The sequence below is a fragment of the Streptosporangium sp. NPDC002721 genome (genome assembly GCF_042888905.1).
GTDB lineage: Bacteria > Actinomycetota > Actinomycetes > Streptosporangiales > Streptosporangiaceae > Streptosporangium.
Genome location: NZ_JBIAQI010000011.1, coordinates 65,224 through 84,377, shown reverse-complemented (window position 1 = coordinate 84,377; position 19,154 = coordinate 65,224). Strand labels below are relative to the sequence as shown.

Sequence of the window (19,154 nt, the reverse complement as noted above, 5' to 3'; positions counted from 1 at the left end):
GGGCCGGCCCGGCGTCCGGGCTTGCGCGGGCGGGGGCGCCGGGATGAGGGTGGGGCCACACATTCCCCGGCACATCCCCGGCACATCCCCGGCAAGGAGGGCGCGTGACCGCCTTCGCACCCGATCCGCCGGTCCTGACGGGCCGGCTCGTGATCCGGCCCTTCCACCCCGGTGACGCGGCCCGCGTCCGTTCGGTGATCGAGGCGCGTGCCGGGTTCCTGCCGCCCGGCGCGCCCGGTCATCCGTCGGGCGTCTCCCAGTGGCTCTCCCACGGTGCGCACGAGCTGCGCCGCTCCGGCCAGGGCGTACACCTGGCCATGGAGGCCGAGGGCCTTGTCGTGGGGGCGATCAGCCTTTTCAGGACCCTCTGGGGCGCCGGGACCACCGAGGTCGGGTACGGGGTGCACCCGCTGCACCGCGGCCGGGGTTACGCCACCGAGGCACTGCTCGGCGTGGCGCGCTGGGTGTTCGAGACCACCGCGATGCGCAGGATCGAGCTCCGCGCGGACCGGGCCAACACGGCCTCCCTGCGGGTCGCGGAGAAGGCCGGTTTCGTCAGGGAGGGTGTGCTGCGCGCCGCCGAGCTGGGAGAGGACGGTCCGCGCGACATCGTGGTGTTCGGGCTGTTGAGAGCGGATCTGTCCTGATCCACGCCGGATTCGCGCGTCGAGGGTGACGCGACGGAAGGCGTCCCTGGTCGGAGGGGGAGCCCGGCGGGACATGACGCGCGGGGCGCGCGACACCGGCGTGGCCGTGCTGGACGTCTTCCACGAGCCCGGCTACCGTGCCATGGCGTGTGATCGAGCCCGATCGCCGTGCCGTGGAAGGTGATCCGGATGGCCCGGCCGGTGAAGGGGGCGCGTCCGCGGCCGCCGGTTCGATTCCCGTCATCCGTCACACCCGCGTGAGAAAAGACAGAATTTACCGATCCGTTACCTGTCCATGTAGTGCCGTCATCGGATATTGTCGCGATTCGCCACTGCGTAACCCCAGGTCAAGGTCATTGGAGTCCTGTTTCCATGAAACCGCCGCTGCTGCTCATCGGGCAGGGCTCGCACGACGACAATGGATCTGCTGAATTCGGTAGATTCATCCACCGGCTCCGCTGCCGCCTGGACCAGACGGCCGCGGACGTCTCCGGCGGCTACATCGCCAGGGCCAGACCGCGTCTCAGCGACTCCGTCGCCTCCCTGGTCGCGCGCGGGCACCACCGGATGGTGGCCCAGCCGATGAGCCTCACCGGCGACGTGTGGCTCGGCGCGGACATCCCCGCCGCGATGGCCCGCGAGCAGGAGCGGCACCCCATGCTGACCTGCGACTACGGACGCCCCCTGGGCTCCGACCCCCGCATCCTCGCGCTGCTCGCCGAGCGCCTGGCCGACGCCGCCGCCGAGGTCGCCAGCCTCCGGCTGGTCCCGGCCGCCGCCGGGGCGTTCGACGACGAGCCCGAGCACATCGAGATCGGCGAGACCGCCGTCGTCCTGGTCGGCGACGGCTCCACCAGCCCCGAGACGAACGCCGACGTGCACCGGGTCTCCCGCCTCTTCTGGGAGACCCACGCCCACGAGTACATGACCGTGGAGACGGCCTTCGTCTCCCTCACCCCGCCGGGCGTCCCCGGCGGCATCGAGCGCTGCCGCCGCCTCGGCGCCAAGCGCGTGATCGTCGTTCCCTACCTGCTGTTCGCCGGGGGTCTGCTCGACCGCGTCTGGGCGCAGGCGATGGCCTACGCCGCCGGCCACTCGAACCTGGACGTCCGCTGCGCCGACGTCATCGGTGACTGCGAGGGCCTGGCCGACGTGGTCATCGAGCGCTACGAGGAGGCGCTCAGCGGCATCGCCTGGTGAACCCCGGCGAGGCGTCACCGATCACCGATCAGCGGCTTCCGGGTTCCGGTTCCGGTGACCATGTACGGACTTCCAGTGCTTTTTCCGAAAAGCCGTCTCTCAAGGGAGACTGATCACATGACCATCCTTGAGGAGACCATCGCGGCGATCCGTCCCGCGGATCCGGCGGCCGCCGCCGAGGCCCGCGCCCACCAGGACCGCCTGACCAAGCCCCGCGGCGCGCTGGGCGCCCTGGAGGACGTGGCGGTACGGCTCGCGGGAGCCGCGGCGGTCAGCCCGCCACCGCTCCCTGTCCCCGCCGCTCTGGCGATCTTCGCCGCGGACCACGGAGTCCACGCCAGAGGCGTGAGCCCGTGGCCCCAGGAGGTCACCCTGCAGATGGTCGGCAACTTCCTCGCGGGCGGTGCCGTGGCCAACGCCTTCGCCGCCCAGGTCGGCGCCTCGGTGACGGTCGTCGACGTCGGCGTGGCCGCCGACCTCGACCCCGCGCCCGGCCTGACGATCAGCAAGGTCGCGTACGGCACGGCCGACCTGTCCCGGGGACCGGCGATGACCCCCGAGCAGGCGACCGCGGCCCTGGAGGCGGGGATGGCCGTGGCCCGCGCCCTGGTCGAGGGGGGTGCCCGCTGCCTGATCACCGGGGACATGGGCATCGCCAACACCACCGCCTCGGCCGCGCTGATCTGCGCGTTCACCGGTCACGAGGCGGCCGTCGTGACCGGCAGGGGCACCGGTGTCGACGACGAGACCCTGGCACGCAAGGTCGAGGTGGTCCGCGAGGCCCTCCGGGTGAACGGCCTGGAGCCCGAGTGGAACGGCGCCTCCAGGGTTCTCGCCCCGGCCTCCGGGAGGTCCGCCCTGGAGACGCTGGCCGCGGTCGGCGGCCTGGAGCACGCGGCGATCGCCGGGTTCGTCCTCGCCGGGGCCGCTCTTCGCGTACCGGTCATCCTGGACGGTGTCATCGCGGGGGCGGCGGCGCTGGCGGCGGCGGCGCTGGCCCCCGGTGTCGTCGACCACTGCGTGGCGGGCCACCGTTCGGCCGAGCCCGGTCACGCCGTCGCCCTGGACCACCTCGGGCTGCGTCCCCTGGTCGAGCTGGAACTCCGGCTCGGCGAGGGTACGGGCGGCCTGCTCGCCCACCCTCTCGTCTGCGCGGCCGTCAGGGTGATGCACGAGGTCGCGACCTTCGATTCCGCCGGTGTGACGGACAAGGAAGCCTGATCTACGGAAGGCTTGGGCCGGCGGATTGACAGCGGTCAGCCCTTCCTTGACAGCTGTTAACACGGGAGCAGCGAAGAGGGCGCCGTTAGCCGGTAGGTTTACCTCTTAGCACGCCATGCCTCACAATTCCTCGCGAACGGGAGATCTGTCGTCATGTCGCCCTACCTGCTTGGCTTGCGCCTCTCCGGGCGGCGAGTGCTCGTCGTGGGTGGAGGGCGCGTCGCCCAGCGGCGGGTGCCGGCACTGCTCGACGCGGGAGCCCTGGTCACCATCGTCTCGACGAGTGTCACGCACGCCCTCGACGACCTCATCGCGACGGGCCGGGTGACCTGGGAGACCAGGCGCTACCAGGTCGGCGACGTCGACGGCGCCTGGCTCGTGCAGGCCTGCACGAACGACCGCGCGGTGAACGCCGCGGTGGCCGCGGAGGCCGAGGCCAAGCGGATCTGGTGCGTACGCGCCGACGACAAGGACGCCTCGGCGGCCTGGACCCCGGCCAGCGGCAAGGTGGACGAGATCAGCGTGGCGATCACCGCCGGAGGCGACCCCCGCCGCGCCGCCGGGATCAGGGACGCCGTCGTCGGAGCCCTCAGGGACGGCACGGTCGACGCCCGGCGCAACCGCGCCAAGCCGGTGGGCGTCGCCCTGGTCGGCGGCGGGCCCGGCGATCCCGGCCTGATCACGGTTCGCGGGCGGCAGCTGCTGGCCCAGGCCGACGTGGTCGTCGCCGACCGCCTCGCGCCGCAGGCCCTGCTCGACGAGCTCTCCCCGGACGTCGAGCTGATCGACGCCGCGAAGATCCCCTACGGCCGCTACATGGCCCAGGAGAGGATCAACGAGCTGCTGGTCGAGCACGCCAAGCAGGGCAAGTTCGTGGTCCGGCTCAAGGGAGGCGACCCGTTCGTCTTCGGCCGTGGCGGCGAGGAGATGCTCGCCTGCGCCCGCGAGGGCATCCCGGTCATGGTGGTTCCCGGCATCACCAGCCCGGTCGCGGTGCCCGCCGCCGCCAACGTGCCGGTGACACACCGTGGTGTGAGCCAGGAATTCCACGTGATCTCCGTGCACGTCCCGCCGGGTGACGAGAGATCCACCGTCGACTGGCCCAATTTGGCCAGATCCGGCGGCACGCTGGTGCTTATGATGGCGGTCGAACGGATCGGAGCGATCGCCGAAACGCTGATCCATGACGGACGTTCGCCGGAAACTCCCGTAATGGTGGTACAGGACGGTACCCTTCCGACCCAACGCGCTCTTTACGCCACGCTATCCACCGTGGCGGAGCGCGTGAGCGCGGCTGGGATTCGGCCACCTGCGATCGTGATCGTCGGCGATGTCGTGAAGGTCGGCCAGGAGGTCGAGATGGTTCGAGCGGAGCGAGTACCGTGAAATCGGCGTCCAACAGGCCCCCTCACTCAGGTGGTGGCCGTGACCCTCGCCTTGCCGGCACCCCCCAGGAGCCACCCGACGGCACCCCGTCGGATGACAAGGAATCCCCCGGCGAGCAGACGGTGACCTTCGGCGCCATCCGCGCCGACGACGACGCGGCCTCCGTCCGCGCCCGCGGCCAGTCCCCCGCGACCCAGCCCGGAGCGGCCACTCCTGGAACAGCCGCTCCCGGAGCGGTTCCTCCCGGCACGGCCGCGCCCGGAGCGCCCGGCGGCGGCCCCGCCGCGCTCCGGAGCCGGATGGCCGGTCCCGGAGCCCCTGGCGGCGTGACCGGTCCGGGGGGCCCAGGTGGCCTGACCGGTCCGGGGGCGCCGGGTGGCGTGACCGGCCCCGCCGCGTCCTCGGGCAGGGCGGCGGGCCCCGCCGGGCCGGCCCGGACAGGTGCCTCCGCGCCCCAGGCCGGGGCGAGCGATCCCGCGGCCCCGCCCGCCCCAGAAGAGGCGATGGCGGCCTTCCGCGCCGCCGCGGCGGCCGCCCAGGCCAAGATCGAGGCCATCACCACCTCCCGCGAGGCGCCCCCCACTTCCCCGCACCCCCAGGGCGGCCGTCCGGCGACCCCCTCACGAGGCGGCCCCGCCGTGGCTCCGCCCGGTACGGCTCCCGGTTCTCGTGAGGGCAGTCCGGTGGCTCCCGGTTCTCGTGGAGGCGGTCCGGGTGCGGCTCCCGGTCAGGGGACTCTTGGTTCTCGCGGTGGCGGTCTAGGTGTAGCTCCCGGTCAGGGCGCTCCCGGTTCTCGCGGTGGCGGCCCCGGTGCGGCTCCCGGTCAAGGTGCTCCTGGTTCTCGCGGGGGCAGTCCCGTCGCGGCCCCCGGTCAGGGCACTCCCACCCCCCCGAACGCTTACCGTCCCGGCGCCCCCGCCTCGCCGGGCGTCCCTCGCACGCCCGGCCCCGCCACGCCTCCCCCCGGTGCTCCCGGTGCTCCTGGCGTTCCCCGAGGGGGCGTTCCCGGCTCTCGCGGCGGCCCCGCCGCGGCTCCAGGCCAGGGCGCTCCCGGTCAGGGCGTTCCAGGTCAGGGCGTTCCCGGCTATCCGAACGCCCCCCGAGGGGGCACCCCTGGCTCGCCAGGCGCCGCCCGCGGTGCCGCTGCTCCCGGCCCCCGAGGTGTCCCGGCCGCGCCGGGCGCTCCCGCCTCTCCGGGCGTGCCTCGTGGAGGAGCTCCCACCGCTTCTCCGGGCGGTCCCCGAGGACAGGGCGCTCCCGGTTCCGCGGGGGTCTCCCGCGAGGACACCGCTCCCGGCGCTCCCGGCGCGCTCTTTCGTCCGGGCGCTCCCGTCCCGCCGGGCGTTTCTCGTACGCCCGGCCCTGTCCCGCCAGGTGCTTCTCGTGCGCCCGGCTCCGCCACGCCTTCCTCCGGCGCCCCCGGGGCTTCCGCCTCCCCGGCCACCGCCCCCGGCGCGGCCTTCCGTCCGGGTGCCCCCATCTCTACGGGCGTTCCCCGAGACGGGGACGTCGCCGACAACGCTCCCGGCGCGATTTTCCGGCCGGGTGCCCCCGTCCCCCCGAGCCCTCGTACAGGCGACCCCGCCACGCCCTCGCCCGGTGGCGCCGGAAGTGAGACTCCGGGTTACACCCCGTGGAAGGCCACGGCCCCCGCGGCCCGGGGAGACGCCGACGCCTCCCGTACGGCGGAGGAGGACGAGCGGTCCCGCCCCGAGGGCGCTCCGCCCCTTCGCGTGAGCAGGACCGGCGAGGAGCCGGAGCGGTCCGGGAAGGACGCGGAACGTGACGAGGTCGCCTTCATTCTCGGCACGACCACCGAGAAGCCGCGCGACGGCTCCGAGGGGGGCCCGGAGAGTGACGGCGGGACGCCCGGCGCCGGCCAGGCCGAGGATCACGTCGAGGCCGGACAGCCCCTGACAGACGGCGAGGACGGTGAGCCCCACGCGGGCGGCGAGCCCGCCGGCACCGCGCGGACCGATGACGTTCCCGAGGCCACTGCCGAGAGCACCGACGGTGTCCGGAGCGACGGCCGTGACGATCTCCTGTCCCAGGACGAGGCCGGGGACGAGGTCGAGGATGGGGACGAACTCACCGAGATCGACGACGCCCGGACCGGTGACGCGGCCCCGCGAGCCGTCGAGACCGGCGAGGAGGCCCGGCGCGACGCCGGACCCACCGGGACCGACGACGAGACCGCGAACGACGAGACCGGGCGCGACACCGATACCGCCGGTACCGCTGAGACCGGCGGCACCGGCGACCGGACCGCGACCGACCCTGAGCCCTTCAAGACCACCGATGAGACGCGGGACGAGGACGACGGGGACGACGGGGACGACGGGGACGACGGGGACGAGGCCATCGGGGCCGCCGACGAGGCTGGGACCACCAACGGCGACACCGAGACCGAGGAGACCCGGGCCGAGGACGGCGCGGGGTCGCCGGGTGGCCGGACGCGGGAGACCTCGCTTCCCGAGGCCGTCTCCGAGGCGCTGAGCAGCGCGCTCACCGCCGTACGAACCGGTGTCACCGACCTCAGCTTCGGCCTGGACCTTCCCGGGGCGGAGGAGGCCAGGCGGGTCCGGAGCGAGATCCTGGCCCAGCTCGACGACTACGTGATCCCCCGTGTCCACACGAGCACCGCGCCCGCGCTCGTCGTGGTCGCGGGCTCCACCGGCGCGGGCAAGTCCACGCTCCTCAACACCCTGGCCAACGCCAAGGTCAGCGCGACCGGCGTGCGCCGCCCGACGACCGGGACGCCCGTTCTGGCCTGCCACCCCGACGACCACGAGTGGTTCGCCAAGGGCGACCTGCTCGGCAGCCTCCGGCGGCTCAGCGAGCCCGACCCCGAGGGTGCGTCCGGGGGCCTCGTGCTCGTCTCCACCGAACGCCTCCCCGCGGGCGTGGCCCTGCTCGACACCCCCGACATCGACTCGGTCGTCGAGGAGCACCACGAGATCGCCCACCGCATGCTCGACGCGGCCGATCTGTGGATCTTCGTCACCACCGCCGCCCGGTACGCCGACGCCCCGGCCTGGCGGCTGCTCCGCCTGGCCAAGGAGCGCGGGGCCCGGCTGGCCATCGTGCTCTCCCGGGTCCCGCCCAGGTCCCAAGAAGTGATCAACAAGCACTTCGTCAGGATGCTCACCGAGTACGGTCTCGGCGAGGTCGACCGGTTCGTCATCAACGAGAGCAAGGTCACCGACGGGATGCTCCCCGACGACGAGGTGAGCGAGCTGCGCCTCTGGCTGACCGAGCTGTCGGTCGACGACCGGCGCCGCGCGCAGGCCGTGCAGGCGACCCTGGACGGGGTGCTGAACAGCTTCCGCACCCGTGTCCCCGCGCTGGCCAAGCAACTGGAGATCCAGGTCGCCTTCCGGAGGGACCTGCGCGGCGACGTGGACGGCGCCTACGCCCGCGCGCTGGCCGAGATCGACAAGAGCACCGGGGACGGTTCGCTGCTCCGGGGCGAGGTGCTCGCCCGCTGGCAGGACTTCGCCGGATCCGGCGACCTCATGCGTACCCTCCACCTGCGCAGGCCGAGCCGCTTCGGCGGCAAGGGCAACCAGCAGGCGCCCGAGCGGCTCAGCGGCCTGAAGTCCGCGCTGCGGGCGGGGCTGGAGTCGGTGGTCGTCTCGGCGGCGCACCGGGCGGCGGAGGAGACCTCCTCGCGCTGGCTGAACCGTCCGGGCGCGCAGGAGGCCCTGGCGTCGGCACCGAGCCTCGGCCGCGCGTCCGACGAGCTGCTGCGCAGGACCGGCCGGACCATCGCGGCCTGGCAGGAGCACATCATCGAGTTGATCCGCACCGAGGGGGTGACCAAGCGGTCGGTCGCCAGGGTGATCTCGTTCGACGTCGAGTCCCTGTCGCTGATCCTGACCATCGGGCTGCTCGGTTACGGCTCCTCGGACGCGCAGAACGGCACCGGGGCGCTGCCGCAGCGGCTGGTGCACGCGCTGCTCGGCGCGGAGTCGCTGCGCAACATCGGCGTGAAGGCCCGGAGCGATCTCCGAGCCCGGATCGGCATGCTCTTCGACGACGAGATGGCGCGTTACGCCCAGGCTCTCGACGGTGCGGGCATACCTGACGAATCCGCCGCCACCCGCCTTTACCAGGCAACGTACAACCTTGAGGTCGCCCGATGAGTGTTGGCACCACCCAGTCACGCCAGGGTCTCGGCAGCCGGCTCGCCGCGCTGGCTCGGATCGTGGAGCTGGGGCCGGGCAAGGTCGAGCCCAAGCTCCTCACCGACGCGGGGCAGCTGCTGCTGCGCGCCGGTGACAGGCTCAAGCTCTCCGCCGACCACACGGTGGTCGCGCTCGCGGGAGGCACCGGCAGCGGCAAGTCGACCCTGTTCAACTCGATCTCCGGCCTGGAGTTGTCGCCGACGGGGGTACGCCGCCCCACCACGGCCCGTACGCACGCCTGCGTCTGGGGCCTGGACGGCGCGGGCCCGCTGCTCGACTGGCTGCAGATCCAGTGGCGGCACCGCTTCGCGCGGGCCAGCGCCCTGGACCGGGGCGAGAGCCAGCTTCACGGGCTGATCCTGCTCGACCTGCCCGACCACGACTCCATCCGGGCGCTGACCGACACCGAGGCCGACCGGCTGATCCAGGTCGCCGACCTCGTCGTGTGGGTCCTCGACCCGCAGAAGTACGCCGACGCCTCCACGCACCGGCGCTACGTGACCGATCTGGCGGGGCACGAGGCGGTGACGATCTTCGTACTCAACCAGGCCGACCGGCTCGACCAGGAGGAACTGGCCGAGTGCGTCGCGGACCTTGACGGCCTGCTCCGCCGCGAGGGGGTCGAGCACCCGGTGATCGTCACCACCTCGGCGATCACGGGCAGGGGCGTCGACGACCTCAAGGCCGTCCTCGCCGAGACCGTTTCCAAGCGCAGGGCCGCGACCCAGCGGCTGGAGGCCGACCTCGGCCGGCTGACGCTCCGCCTCACGAAGATCATGCCCGCCGAAGGCACGTCCGCTCCGCCCTCCTCCATCGACGACGCCCGCAGGATCGGTCTCACCGACGCTCTCTGCGACGCGGTCGGCGTCCCCGCGGTCGGCGAGGCGATGGAGAACGTCTACGCCGAGCGATCAGGCGAGTGGGTCGGCTGGCCCTACACCCGCTGGGCCTCCAAGCTCCGTCCCGACCCGCTGAGCAGCCTGCGCCTGGGCAAGCTGCGAGACGAGATCCACGGCCTGACCGGCGGCTCGGTCAGCGCGCAGCCCGCCGAGGTGGACACCGCCGTCCAGGCGCTCACCGACGGCCTGAGCTCGGGCATGCACGAGGCGTGGCAGAACGGGATCAGGGACGCCGCGCGTTCCCGCTCCTCGCAGCTGCCGGAGGTGCTCTCCGAGGAGCTGTCCGAGGTCGCGCCGCGGCTGGACAGGGTTCCGGGCTGGTGGCGGTTGCTCCTGGCCTGGCAGTACTTCCTGGTCCTGCTCTTCGTCGCGGGCTTTGTCTGGGTCGGTACGGCCCTCACCTACGGCGTGTTCGAATCCGGGAACCCCCCGGAGGGGCTGGAGGTGTTCGGCGACGCGGCCTCGTTGCCGTGGGTCGGATTGATGATCTTCTCTGTCCTGGGGCTGGGCCTGCTCACCGCGATGGCCAGCCGCAACTTCGTCGTGCTCGGCGCGGGCAACGAGCGTGACGCGCTGGAACGCGAGATGCGCCGCAGGGTCGCCGGGGTCGCCGAGAGCATGGTGATCGAGCCGGTGGAGCGGGAGCTGACCCGCTACAACGAGTTCTACTCGGCCATGCGGGGCCTGCGAGGCTGACCCGTTCCGTCCTCCTCGCCCGGGGGCGAACGAGGCCAGGTCGTCCACCTCGCTGCGGGCGAGTGGGACCGGTTTGTCCACCTCTCTGCGGGCGAGTGACACCGGGTTGTCCACAGCCCTCGCACGCTCTTCGGGCTTGTCCACAGAACGCGATTCGGTAATCCGTGCGGGGGGTGGGCCGGGCCATCGTGTCCTTCATGCCGCCGGCATTCGGCCGGCTCTCATGGGAGGCACGATGAACGACATCTACGTCACGCTGACCGGTAACGTCGCGGCCCCGCCGCGCCAGCACACCTTCCCCGACGGCTCGCGGGTGACCTCGCTCAAGGTCGCCTCGACGAGCCGTTACTTCGATCGCGAGAACCAGCAGTGGCGCAACGGTGAGACGACCTACTTCGGCGTCCGCTGCTTTCGCGGGCTGGCCGACAACGTCGCGCAGTCGGTCCATCTGGGCCAGCCGGTCGTGGTCCAGGGACGACTGCGGATCCGCGAGTTCGCCCACGAGGGAGAGCGCCGGTTCATGCCCGAGGTGGAGGCCAACTCGCTCGGCCACGACCTGCGCTGGGGGCTCGGGAGCTTCACCAAGCCGCAGCGCAGCGGGCCGGTCGCGGCTCTCGGCAGCGCGGAGCGGATCGAGCTCGACCGGGAGACCTCCGACTGGGCCATGAGCGGCGGCGCCCCTGTCGCGGCCGGTGCCGTCGGTGTCCTGTCCCTGCTGAAGACCGGCTTCGACGACGAGGCGCCCTCCCCGCGTGAGCCGGAGATCACGCCGGACGGTGAGGCGGCCGAGGTTCCGCTGTGCGAGGCGGCTCGCGAGCCGGTCGAGGATCACGAGCCGGTCGAGGATCGTGAGCGTGCCGGGCAGGGGCACGAGCCTGCCGGGAAGGCGGCGGCCGAGGGAGAGGCCGTGGCGAGGCGGGGAAGGACCGGGAAGAGCACGACGGCGAGGCGGCAGGACGCGGTGGGGACGAGGGGCTCGGGAGCGGGGGGCTCGGGAGCGGGGGAGGAGACGGCCGGAGGCATGGCGGATGCGGTGAGGATTCGCCCGGATGCGGGCGATGAGACGCCCTGGCCGACACAGGAGAGCGTGGCGGCCTGAGCCGTTTTCCACTGGAACGCCCGGTTTCACCGGGAGGTCCGGGCCTCGGGCCTTCCGGTGGACCGGCGTTCACGGCCGGAACGCCGGTGTGAAGAAGGGTTCGGAGACGGCGTCGACCCAGGTGAGGAGGGCGCCGGTTCGGAAAGGAAGGCGATTCGGGCAGGGAGCTGAGCGAGGGCAGGGCGCCGGTTCGAGCAGGAAGGTGGTTCGGGCATGGGGCTGAGCGAAGGCAGGAGGTCCTGACCTGAGGGGCCGGAGGGAGAGGAACGACGCTGGAGGCCGGAGGGAGAGAACGCTGGGGGAGAGGGGCCGGAGGGGAAGGGCGGGGCGAGGAGGGGGAATGGGGGCGGGGGTTCGGGTGGGCAGAGCGTTCGGCGGAGCGTCTGGTGGAGCGGGAACTTCGCGGAGGGGAGGCCTGGTGCGGGCGGATTGAGGGGGCATCGGCCGGACGCGGTCGGTGTCTCGCCGCGGCAGCGCGGTGACGCCGAGATAACCGGCCGATGGTCTTGCCCGTGTCAGATGCCGAGACACCTGTTAGGTCCAGGTCACGCCCCGCAGCATGGCTTGCTCCTTTCCCACACGGCCCGCTCGCCGAGCGAGCGGTTTCCAAGTCGTGGGTCAACCGGTGGGCTGACTCACTCTGTCAAAGGTAGCGGTTACCATCGCGCGTCGCACACTCCGCAACTATTGTGTTACACATCGTTAGTCGGAGAGGGGGACGACATGGCGGCTCCCAGTCACACGTCGGTCAAACCGCGCGACGGCATGACACCCTTGGTCGATCGGTGGCCCTTGCTGGGGCAGCGTCGCCCGCTGGTCGGCTACCTCTGCGGGATAGTAGCGCTGGATCTCGCCGCGATCGCGTTCTTCTCGATAACCGGTGTTTTCCGCTGGTCCGATGTGCTGACCTTCACCGCGCTGATGGCGTGCGGAGCCGTGTGCATCGAGGCGACCCGGAGGCTCGGCATGCCCGCGGGCGTCTACCGTGATCTGCTCTCCGCCTGGTGGCTGCCCGCCGCACTGCTCCTCCCGCCCCTCTACGCCCTCCTGGCGCCCATCCCGCTCCAGTTCCTGCTGCAGAAGCGGGTGCGCGCGACGGTGGTCTACCGGCGGGTCGTCAGCTCCGCGGCGATCGGCCTGGCCGGATGCGCGGCCTCCCTGCTCTTCCACGCCGTGGTCGGCGACCTGAACGCGCTGACCAGGGGCGAGGGCGGGCCGATCCTGGTGGCCGTCGGCTGCGCGGTGCTGTTCACGGTGGTCAACACCGCGCTGATCGCCGTCGCCGCCCACACCGCCGACCCCGACAGCCGCTGGCGGGAGGTCCTGTGGAACCGGGAGAACCTGCTCCTGGACGTCGTCGAGCTCTGTCTCGGTGTCCTCGTCTCCATCACCTGCGGGCTCAACCCGGCCCTGCTGGTCCTGGCGCTGCCCCCGGTGGTGCTGCTGCAGCGCAGCCTGCTGCACGCCCAGCTCCAGGCGGCGGCCCGCACCGACCTCAAGACGGGCCTGCTGAACGCCGCGGCCTGGCAGCGGGAGGCCGACACCGAGATCGTCAGGGCGCGTCGCACGGGGGAGACGCTCGCGTTGCTGATCGTCGACATCGACCACTTCAAGAGGGTCAACGACACCTACGGCCACCTGATCGGCGATCAGGTGCTCGTCGGGGTGGCCGACACCATCCGCAGCCAGCTGCGCGACTACGACGTGGTGGGCCGGTTCGGCGGCGAGGAGTTCGTCGTCCTGCTGCCCAGGGCCGACGTGACCGAGGCCCGCAGGGTCGCCGAGCGGCTGCGCTCCCGGGTGGGGCGGATGGCGGTTCCCGCCGACGAGAACATGATCACCGTGACCATCTCGGTCGGTGTCGCGATCATGAGCGTGCACGGGGACGACCTGATCGAGCTGCTCGCCGCGGCCGACCTGGCTCTTTATCGTGCCAAGGAGCTCGGCCGCGACCAGATCTGCCTGCCCGCCACCGTGGTGCCCCCGGCCCGCAGGCCCGGATCCGACGCCGCACCCGGCTGAACTCCCGAGCCCTGTCCAGGGCCGCCCCTAGCTGAACTCCCCAGGCCCTAAACTAAAGGCATGCCGGAGTACATCTACACACTGCAGCGCGTGCGCAAGGCGCACGGCGACAAGGTCGTCCTCGACGACGTGACGCTGTCGTTCCTGCCGGGCGCCAAGATCGGTGTCCTGGGCCCCAACGGCACCGGAAAGTCGACGCTGCTGAAGATGATGGCGGGCCTGGAGCAGCCGTCCAACGGCGACGCCCGGCTCATGCCCGGCTTCACCGTCGGCATGCTTCAGCAGGAGCCCCCCCTCAACGAATCCAAGACCGTCCTCGGCAACGTCGAAGAGGGCGTCGCCGAGACCAAGGCGATGCTCGACCGCTTCAACGAGATCGCCGAGCTGATGGCCACCGACTACAGCGACGAGCTCCTCAACGAGATGGGCAAGCTCCAGGACGCCCTCGACCACCGTAACGGCTGGGATCTCGACAGCCAGCTGGAGCAGGCGATGGACGCCCTTCGCTGCCCCCCGCCGGAGGCCGAGGTCACCCAGCTCTCCGGTGGCGAGCGCCGCCGAGTCGCCCTCTGCAAGCTGCTCCTGGAGCAGCCCGACCTGTTGCTGCTCGACGAGCCCACCAACCACCTCGACGCCGAGAGTGTCCAGTGGCTGGAGTCGCACCTGGAGAAATACCCGGGCACCGTCCTGGCCGTCACCCACGACCGCTACTTCCTGGACAACGTGGCCAACTGGATCCTGGAGCTCGACCGGGGCCGCTGCCACCCCTACGAGGGCAACTACTCCACCTACCTGGAGGCCAAGGCGGCGCGGCTCAAGCTTGAGGGCCAGAAGGACGCCAAGCGCAAGAAGCGCCTGGAGGAGGAGCTGGAGTGGGTCCGCTCCAACGCCAGGGCCCGCCAGACCAAGAGCCGGGCGCGCCTCCAGCGCTACGAGGAGATGGCCGCCGAGGCCGACAAGCACCGCAAGCTCGACTTCGAGGAGATCCAGATCCCGCCGGGCCCGCGCCTGGGGACCACGGTCATCCGGTCCGAGAAGCTCACCAAGGGCTTCGAGGAGCGGGTCCTGATGGAGAACCTCTCCTTCGACCTCCCGCGTAACGGCATCGTCGGCATCATCGGCCCGAACGGTGTCGGAAAGACCACCCTGTTCCGGATGATCACCGGCAGCGAGACGCCCGACAACGGCGAGATCGTCATCGGCGACACCGTCAAGATCTCCTACGCCGACCAGAGCAGGGGCGGGATCGACCCGTCCAAGAACGTCTGGGAGGTCGTCTCCGACGGGCTCGACTACATCAAGGTCGGCCAGGTCGAGATGCCGTCCCGCGCCTACATCGCGGCGTTCGGGTTCAAGGGCCCGGACCAGCAGAAGAAGGCGGGCATCCTGTCCGGCGGAGAGCGCAACCGGCTCAACCTGGCGCTCACCCTCAAGCAGGGCGGCAACGTGCTGCTGCTCGACGAGCCCACCAACGACCTCGACACCGAGACGCTCTCCAGCCTGGAGAACGCGTTGCTGGAGTTCCCCGGCTGCGCGGTCATCACCTCGCACGACCGGTGGTTCCTCGACCGCATCGCCACCCACATCCTCGCGTGGGAAGAGGGCTCCAACTGGTTCTGGTTCGAGGGCAACTACGCCGACTACGAGAAGAACAAGATCGAGCGTCTGGGTGCCGACGCGGCCAGGCCGCACCGCGTCACCTACCGCAAGCTCACCCGCGACTGACCCCGGTCCCGGAGACCGGGCCGGTCTCCGTGCCGGTCTCTGTGCCGGAGTTCCGCACCTGACACGGGTCCGCCCGCGACGGGTGCGGCCCGGCCGGGTGTGCCCGGCACGCTTCCGACGAGCCCCCGATGCCCCGCCGCGCGGCGGGCACCGGGGGCTCGCTACGGTTCTGGGTGTGTTTGGACAGAGAATCGCGGACGGCGTCGGCCATGGTCACCGGCATGTGTTCCCCAGGGCCGTCAGGTTCGCCGACATCGACTCGCTGGGACACGTCAACAACGTGCGGTTCCTCGACTATCTGGAGGACGCGCGGCTGGCGCTGTTCCACGTCGACCCCCACCGCGAGGGCGTCGAGCCGTTCAAGGGGCTGGTGATCGCCCGGCACGAGATCGACTATCTGCGTCCCCTCACCCTCCGCCCCGATCCGGTCCGGGTGGAGTCGTGGGTGACGGAGATCCGGCCGGTGCGGTTCACCCTCTCGTACGAGATCCGCGATGATGAGGAGATCTTCGTCAGGGCCCGCTCGGTGCTCGTGGCCTACGACGTGGGGAGTGCCTCCCCGCGACGGTTGAACCAGGATGAGCTCGCCTACCTGGGCAGGTTCGCCGGCGCCTGAGGCCGGGGGGTCGATGCCGGAAGCAAGCCTGCGGGCGTGCCGTCCGCCCGTGAAGCGTCCGCCGCTCCTTGCCGGGGAATCGACGCGTCCGCTCCCCGTGAAGCGTCCGCCGTTTCTCCTCGGGGAGCGGACGCCATCCCTGCGGCGCGTCCGCCCGCCCATGACAGGCGGGCGGCGCGCACGAGGAAGCCTCAGGCGTCGGGGGTGTACAGCCAGGCAGCGGTGTCCGGCAGGAGCAGGTGGCCGTCCACCGGGGCGCTGCCGATCAGGACGCGGTCGTGCGGCGGCAACTGCACCGGCTCGGAACCGCAGTTGATGACGCAGGTCAGGGGACCTCGACGGAAGATGAGGGCGTCCTCGGGGGCGTCCAGCCAGGTGATCTCGTCGGGCAGCGTGCCGCGCAGCTCGCGACGGGCGCGCAGGGCCTCCTGGTAGAAGCTCAGCGTCGATCCCGGGTCGTTCGACTGGCGCTCGGCGGAGAGCACGACCCACTCGACCGGCTGGGGCAGCCAGGGCCGTGTCCCCTCGGGGGAGAAGCCGTAGGGCTCGGCCACGCCGGACCAGGGGAGGGGGACCCGGCAGCCGTCACGGCCGGGCAGCTCTCCCTTGGAGCGGGCGAAGATGGGATCCTGGCGGGCCTCCGGGGGAAGATCCTTCACCTCGGGGAGGCCTAGTTCCTCCCCCTGGTAGAGATATGCCGAGCCCGGCAGGGCGAGCATGGCGAGCAGGGCCGCACGGGCCCGGGACAGGCCCGTCGTGGAGTTGGCCAGGCCGCCGCCGTACCGGGTCACGTGGCGGACCACGTCGTGGTTGGAGAGCACCCAGGTGGGAGCGGTCACGGCGGCCAGCGTGTCATCGATGATCTTCTTGAACGCGGGCCCGGACCAGGGCGCCTCCAGCCAGGCGAAGTTGAAGCTCTGGTGCAGCTCGTCGGGGCGGACGTACAGCGCGAGGTCCTCGGCGGAGTCGGTCCAGACCTCGCCGATGGCCATCCGCTCGCCCTCGTAGGAGTCGAGCACCTTGCGCCAGTCGCGGTAGACCTCGTGCACCTCAGGCTGTCCCCAGATCGGCGACTTGGCCTTGAACGCCTGTCCCTCCGGAGGGGTGTCCGGCAGCCCCTCGGCCTTGTACAGGCCCATCGCCACGTCGATCCTGAACCCGTCCACCCCCCGGTCGAGCCAGAACCGCAGCACGTCCAGGAACTCGGAGCGCACCTCGGGGTTGCGCCAGTTGAAGTCGGGCTGCTCCGGGGCGAAGAGGTGGAGGTACCACTGCCCGTCGGGCGTCTTGCTCCAGGCCGGGCCGCTGAAGGTCGACTGCCAGTTGTTGGGCGGCAGGTCCCCGCCGTCGCGGAAGACGTAGCGGTCGCGTCCCTCGCCCCGAAGCGCGGCCTGGAACCACTCGTGGGCGGAGGAGCTGTGGTTCGGGACGATGTCGACGATCACCCGCAACCCGAGCCGGTGTGCCTCGGAGACGAGCTCGTCGAAGTCGGCGAGCGTGCCGAAGAGCGGGTCGACGTCGCGGTAGTCGGCCACGTCGTAGCCGCCGTCGGCCATGGGGGAGCGGTAGAAGGGGGTCAGCCAGATCGCGTCCACGCCGAGTTCGGCGAGGTACGGCAGGCGCTGCCTGATGCCGGGCAGATCGCCGACGCCGTCTCCGGAGGCGTCGGCGAAGCTGCGAACGTAGATCTCGTAGACGACGGCGTCACGCCACCAGGGGGTTTCCATGTGCATGGGTTGCCCCCGCTCGGCGGGGTTTATGCGTCGCGGCCCCCGACGGTGCGGTGTTTCACTCCGCCGGGGGCGTTGACCGTGCGATGGGCCGGAGCATAGGGACGCTGACCGTCCGTGTGGCGGTCCGAAGCGTCGGAGGCGCCGACCGTGCGACGGCCGGGAGTCCCGCGAGGGGCCCCGGCCGTGCCGTGGTCTACGCCTCGGGGGCGTTGACCATGCTGTGCGCCGCGTACACGAGATAGTCCCAGAGACGCTTCTCCAGCTCGTCGGGGAGCTGCAGGGAGATCACCGCGTCGTGCATGTGCCGGAGCCAGGCGTCGCGCTCGGCCGAGCGGATGACGAACGGGTTGTGCCGCATCCGCAACCGGGGGTGGCCACGCTGGGTGCTGTAGGTGTTGGGGCCACCCCAGTATTGGATGAGGAAGAGGCGGAGTCGTTCCTCGGCGCCTTCGAGGTCTTCCTCGGGATACAACGGCAGGAGGATCGGGTCGGTCACCACTCCCTGGTAGAAGCGGTGCACCAGACGCCTGAAGGCCTCCTCGCCGCCGACGGCGTCGTAGAAGGACTGGGGTTCCTCGGGGGTAGCGGACACGGCTCCAGCCTAATTGACGTCAGGCGGCGATCGTGATGTCGGCCCGGTCGAGGGCTGCCTTGATCCGCAGGCGGAGCTCGCGGGCGACCTCGGCCTGCCGGGAGGGGATGGTCTTGGCGCTGACCCGGAAGATGATGGCGGTGTCGGAGATCTGCTCGATGCCCCAGACCTGCGGCTCCTCGACGATGATCGAGTCGCGGAAGGCCGGTTCGTTCCACATCTCGTCGGCGACCTCCTTGAGGAGGTCACGGACCACGGGGATCTCCGAGGCGTACGCCACCGGCACGTCGACCGTGGCGCGCGACCAGCCCTGGGACTCGTTGCCGACCCGGGTGATCGTGCCGTTGCGGATGTACCAGACCCGGCCGTCGGCGTCGCGCAGGCGGGTGATGCGCAGGGTGACCGCCTCCACGGTGCCGATCGCGGCACCCGCGTCGATCACGTCGCCCACGCCGTACTGGTCCTCGAGGAGCATGAACATGCCGGCGATGAAGTCCTTGACGAGCTCCTGGGCGCCGAAGCCGATCGCCACGCCCAGGATGCCGACGCTGGTCAGCAGGGGGGCGATGGGGACGGAGAGGCGTTCGAGGACGGTCAGCACGGCGGTGCCCAGGATGATGATCGAGGCGACGTGCCTGAGCACCGAGCCGATGGTCTCGGCCCGCTGCCTGCGCCGCTCGGCCACGATCGCGTCGAGGCCCTCGGGGGTGATCGTCTCCCTGCCGCGCAGCCGCCCCGCCAGGGACGTGCGCTCGCTGGACGCCCGGCGCACCACCCGGGCGATCAGCCGGTGCGCCACGTTGCGCAGGATCAGCGCGATGACCACGACCAGCGTGATGGCGATCAGGCCCGCGATCACGGGCGCCACCCAGTCGACGGCCGCGGGCACCAGCATCTTCACGAAGTCGCAGATTACCCCACCACCGTTCCCGCACCCCTTTGTTAAGCCCGCGCTCATGTCGAGAAGGTTCTCGACGACGGCCTCCGGACCGGAGGTCGGGGTGGGGCTGGGGGTGGGGACGGGCGTGGGGGAAAGCAGGAACACGGAGTGGATCCCTCTCGGATCGGATCGACAGGCCGGTTGGGTGAATCATGCGACCTACCCATATTGCCGATCGAACCGGTCTCCGT

The 19,154-nt window shown here is 71.5% G+C and carries 13 protein-coding genes; 10 read left to right on the top strand and 3 right to left on the bottom strand.

The window, feature by feature from the left end; translation table 11 throughout:
• The first annotated feature begins 104 nt into the window (after positions 1–104).
• From ACFYWM_RS17205 to ACFYWM_RS17160, 10 genes are all read left to right on the top strand, one after another.
• On the top strand, positions 105–647 hold the full coding sequence (locus ACFYWM_RS17205; protein WP_389915421.1) for a GNAT family N-acetyltransferase: 543 nt from the start codon (positions 105–107) through the stop codon (positions 645–647).
• A gap of 372 nt (positions 648–1,019) precedes the next feature.
• The gene (locus ACFYWM_RS17200) at positions 1,020–1,847 is read left to right on the top strand and encodes a sirohydrochlorin chelatase (RefSeq protein WP_389915418.1); all 828 of its coding nucleotides are present in this window, start codon (positions 1,020–1,022) and stop codon (positions 1,845–1,847) included.
• A 117-nt stretch (positions 1,848–1,964) separates the two neighbouring features.
• Positions 1,965–3,068, top strand: coding sequence for a nicotinate-nucleotide--dimethylbenzimidazole phosphoribosyltransferase (cobT, locus tag ACFYWM_RS17195; RefSeq protein ID WP_389915415.1), 1,104 nt, complete (start codon positions 1,965–1,967; stop codon positions 3,066–3,068).
• A 153-nt stretch (positions 3,069–3,221) separates the two neighbouring features.
• Complete coding sequence (gene cobA / locus ACFYWM_RS17190) at positions 3,222–4,454, top strand: uroporphyrinogen-III C-methyltransferase (protein ID WP_389915412.1); 1,233 nt, start codon at positions 3,222–3,224, stop codon at positions 4,452–4,454.
• A 1,733-nt stretch (positions 4,455–6,187) separates the two neighbouring features.
• On the top strand, positions 6,188–8,599 hold the full coding sequence (locus ACFYWM_RS17185) for a GTPase (RefSeq protein WP_389915410.1): 2,412 nt from the start codon (positions 6,188–6,190) through the stop codon (positions 8,597–8,599).
• The gene (locus tag ACFYWM_RS17180; RefSeq protein ID WP_389915408.1) at positions 8,596–10,236 is read left to right on the top strand and encodes a GTP-binding protein; all 1,641 of its coding nucleotides are present in this window, start codon (positions 8,596–8,598) and stop codon (positions 10,234–10,236) included. Before ACFYWM_RS17185 ends, ACFYWM_RS17180 begins: the two co-directional genes overlap by 4 nt.
• Positions 10,237–10,471: 235 nt before the next feature.
• On the top strand, positions 10,472–11,335 hold the full coding sequence (locus ACFYWM_RS17175) for a single-stranded DNA-binding protein (protein ID WP_389915405.1): 864 nt from the start codon (positions 10,472–10,474) through the stop codon (positions 11,333–11,335).
• A gap of 765 nt (positions 11,336–12,100) precedes the next feature.
• Positions 12,101–13,357 carry a GGDEF domain-containing protein gene (locus ACFYWM_RS17170; RefSeq protein ID WP_389915403.1) on the top strand — a complete coding sequence of 419 codons (1,257 nt, stop codon included), beginning with the start codon at positions 12,101–12,103 and terminating at the stop codon, positions 13,355–13,357.
• Between the two features lie 60 nt (positions 13,358–13,417).
• A complete protein-coding gene (ettA, locus tag ACFYWM_RS17165; protein WP_389915401.1) occupies positions 13,418–15,082 on the top strand; it encodes an energy-dependent translational throttle protein EttA in 1,665 nt (554 codons plus the stop codon).
• Positions 15,083–15,257: 175 nt separating this feature from the next.
• Positions 15,258–15,698: an acyl-CoA thioesterase gene (locus ACFYWM_RS17160; RefSeq protein WP_389915399.1), complete on the top strand. Its 441-nt coding sequence runs from the start codon at positions 15,258–15,260 to the stop codon at positions 15,696–15,698.
• A 191-nt stretch (positions 15,699–15,889) separates the two neighbouring features.
• Here the strand turns inward: ACFYWM_RS17160 and ACFYWM_RS17155 are convergent, their stop codons facing one another.
• The 3 genes from ACFYWM_RS17155 to ACFYWM_RS17145 form a co-directional block, all read right to left on the bottom strand.
• Complete coding sequence (locus ACFYWM_RS17155; protein ID WP_389915396.1) at positions 15,890–17,431, bottom strand: glycoside hydrolase family 13 protein; 1,542 nt, start codon at positions 17,429–17,431, stop codon at positions 15,890–15,892.
• Between the two features lie 193 nt (positions 17,432–17,624).
• On the bottom strand, positions 17,625–18,023 hold the full coding sequence (locus ACFYWM_RS17150; RefSeq protein ID WP_389915394.1) for a globin: 399 nt from the start codon (positions 18,021–18,023) through the stop codon (positions 17,625–17,627).
• A 19-nt stretch (positions 18,024–18,042) separates the two neighbouring features.
• Positions 18,043–19,068 (bottom strand): mechanosensitive ion channel family protein, encoded by a 1,026-nt coding sequence (locus ACFYWM_RS17145; RefSeq protein WP_389915392.1) that lies wholly within the window; start codon positions 19,066–19,068, stop codon positions 18,043–18,045.
• Between the last annotated feature and the right edge of the window lie 86 nt (positions 19,069–19,154).

What these genes read in the sequence shown, in the direction of transcription:
- cobT (WP_389915415.1), top strand. Translation starts at nt 1,965, where the DNA reads ATGACCATCCTTGAGGAGACCATCGCGGCGATCCGTCCCGCGGATCCG.
- ettA (WP_389915401.1), top strand. Translation starts at nt 13,418, where the DNA reads ATGCCGGAGTACATCTACACACTGCAGCGCGTGCGCAAGGCGCACGGC.
- ACFYWM_RS17200 (WP_389915418.1), top strand. Translation starts at nt 1,020, where the DNA reads ATGAAACCGCCGCTGCTGCTCATCGGGCAGGGCTCGCACGACGACAAT.
- ACFYWM_RS17155 (WP_389915396.1), bottom strand. Translation starts at nt 17,431, where the DNA reads ATGCACATGGAAACCCCCTGGTGGCGTGACGCCGTCGTCTACGAGATC.
- cobA (WP_389915412.1), top strand. Translation starts at nt 3,222, where the DNA reads ATGTCGCCCTACCTGCTTGGCTTGCGCCTCTCCGGGCGGCGAGTGCTC.
- ACFYWM_RS17170 (WP_389915403.1), top strand. Translation starts at nt 12,101, where the DNA reads ATGACACCCTTGGTCGATCGGTGGCCCTTGCTGGGGCAGCGTCGCCCG.
- ACFYWM_RS17180 (WP_389915408.1), top strand. Translation starts at nt 8,596, where the DNA reads ATGAGTGTTGGCACCACCCAGTCACGCCAGGGTCTCGGCAGCCGGCTC.
- ACFYWM_RS17175 (WP_389915405.1), top strand. Translation starts at nt 10,472, where the DNA reads ATGAACGACATCTACGTCACGCTGACCGGTAACGTCGCGGCCCCGCCG.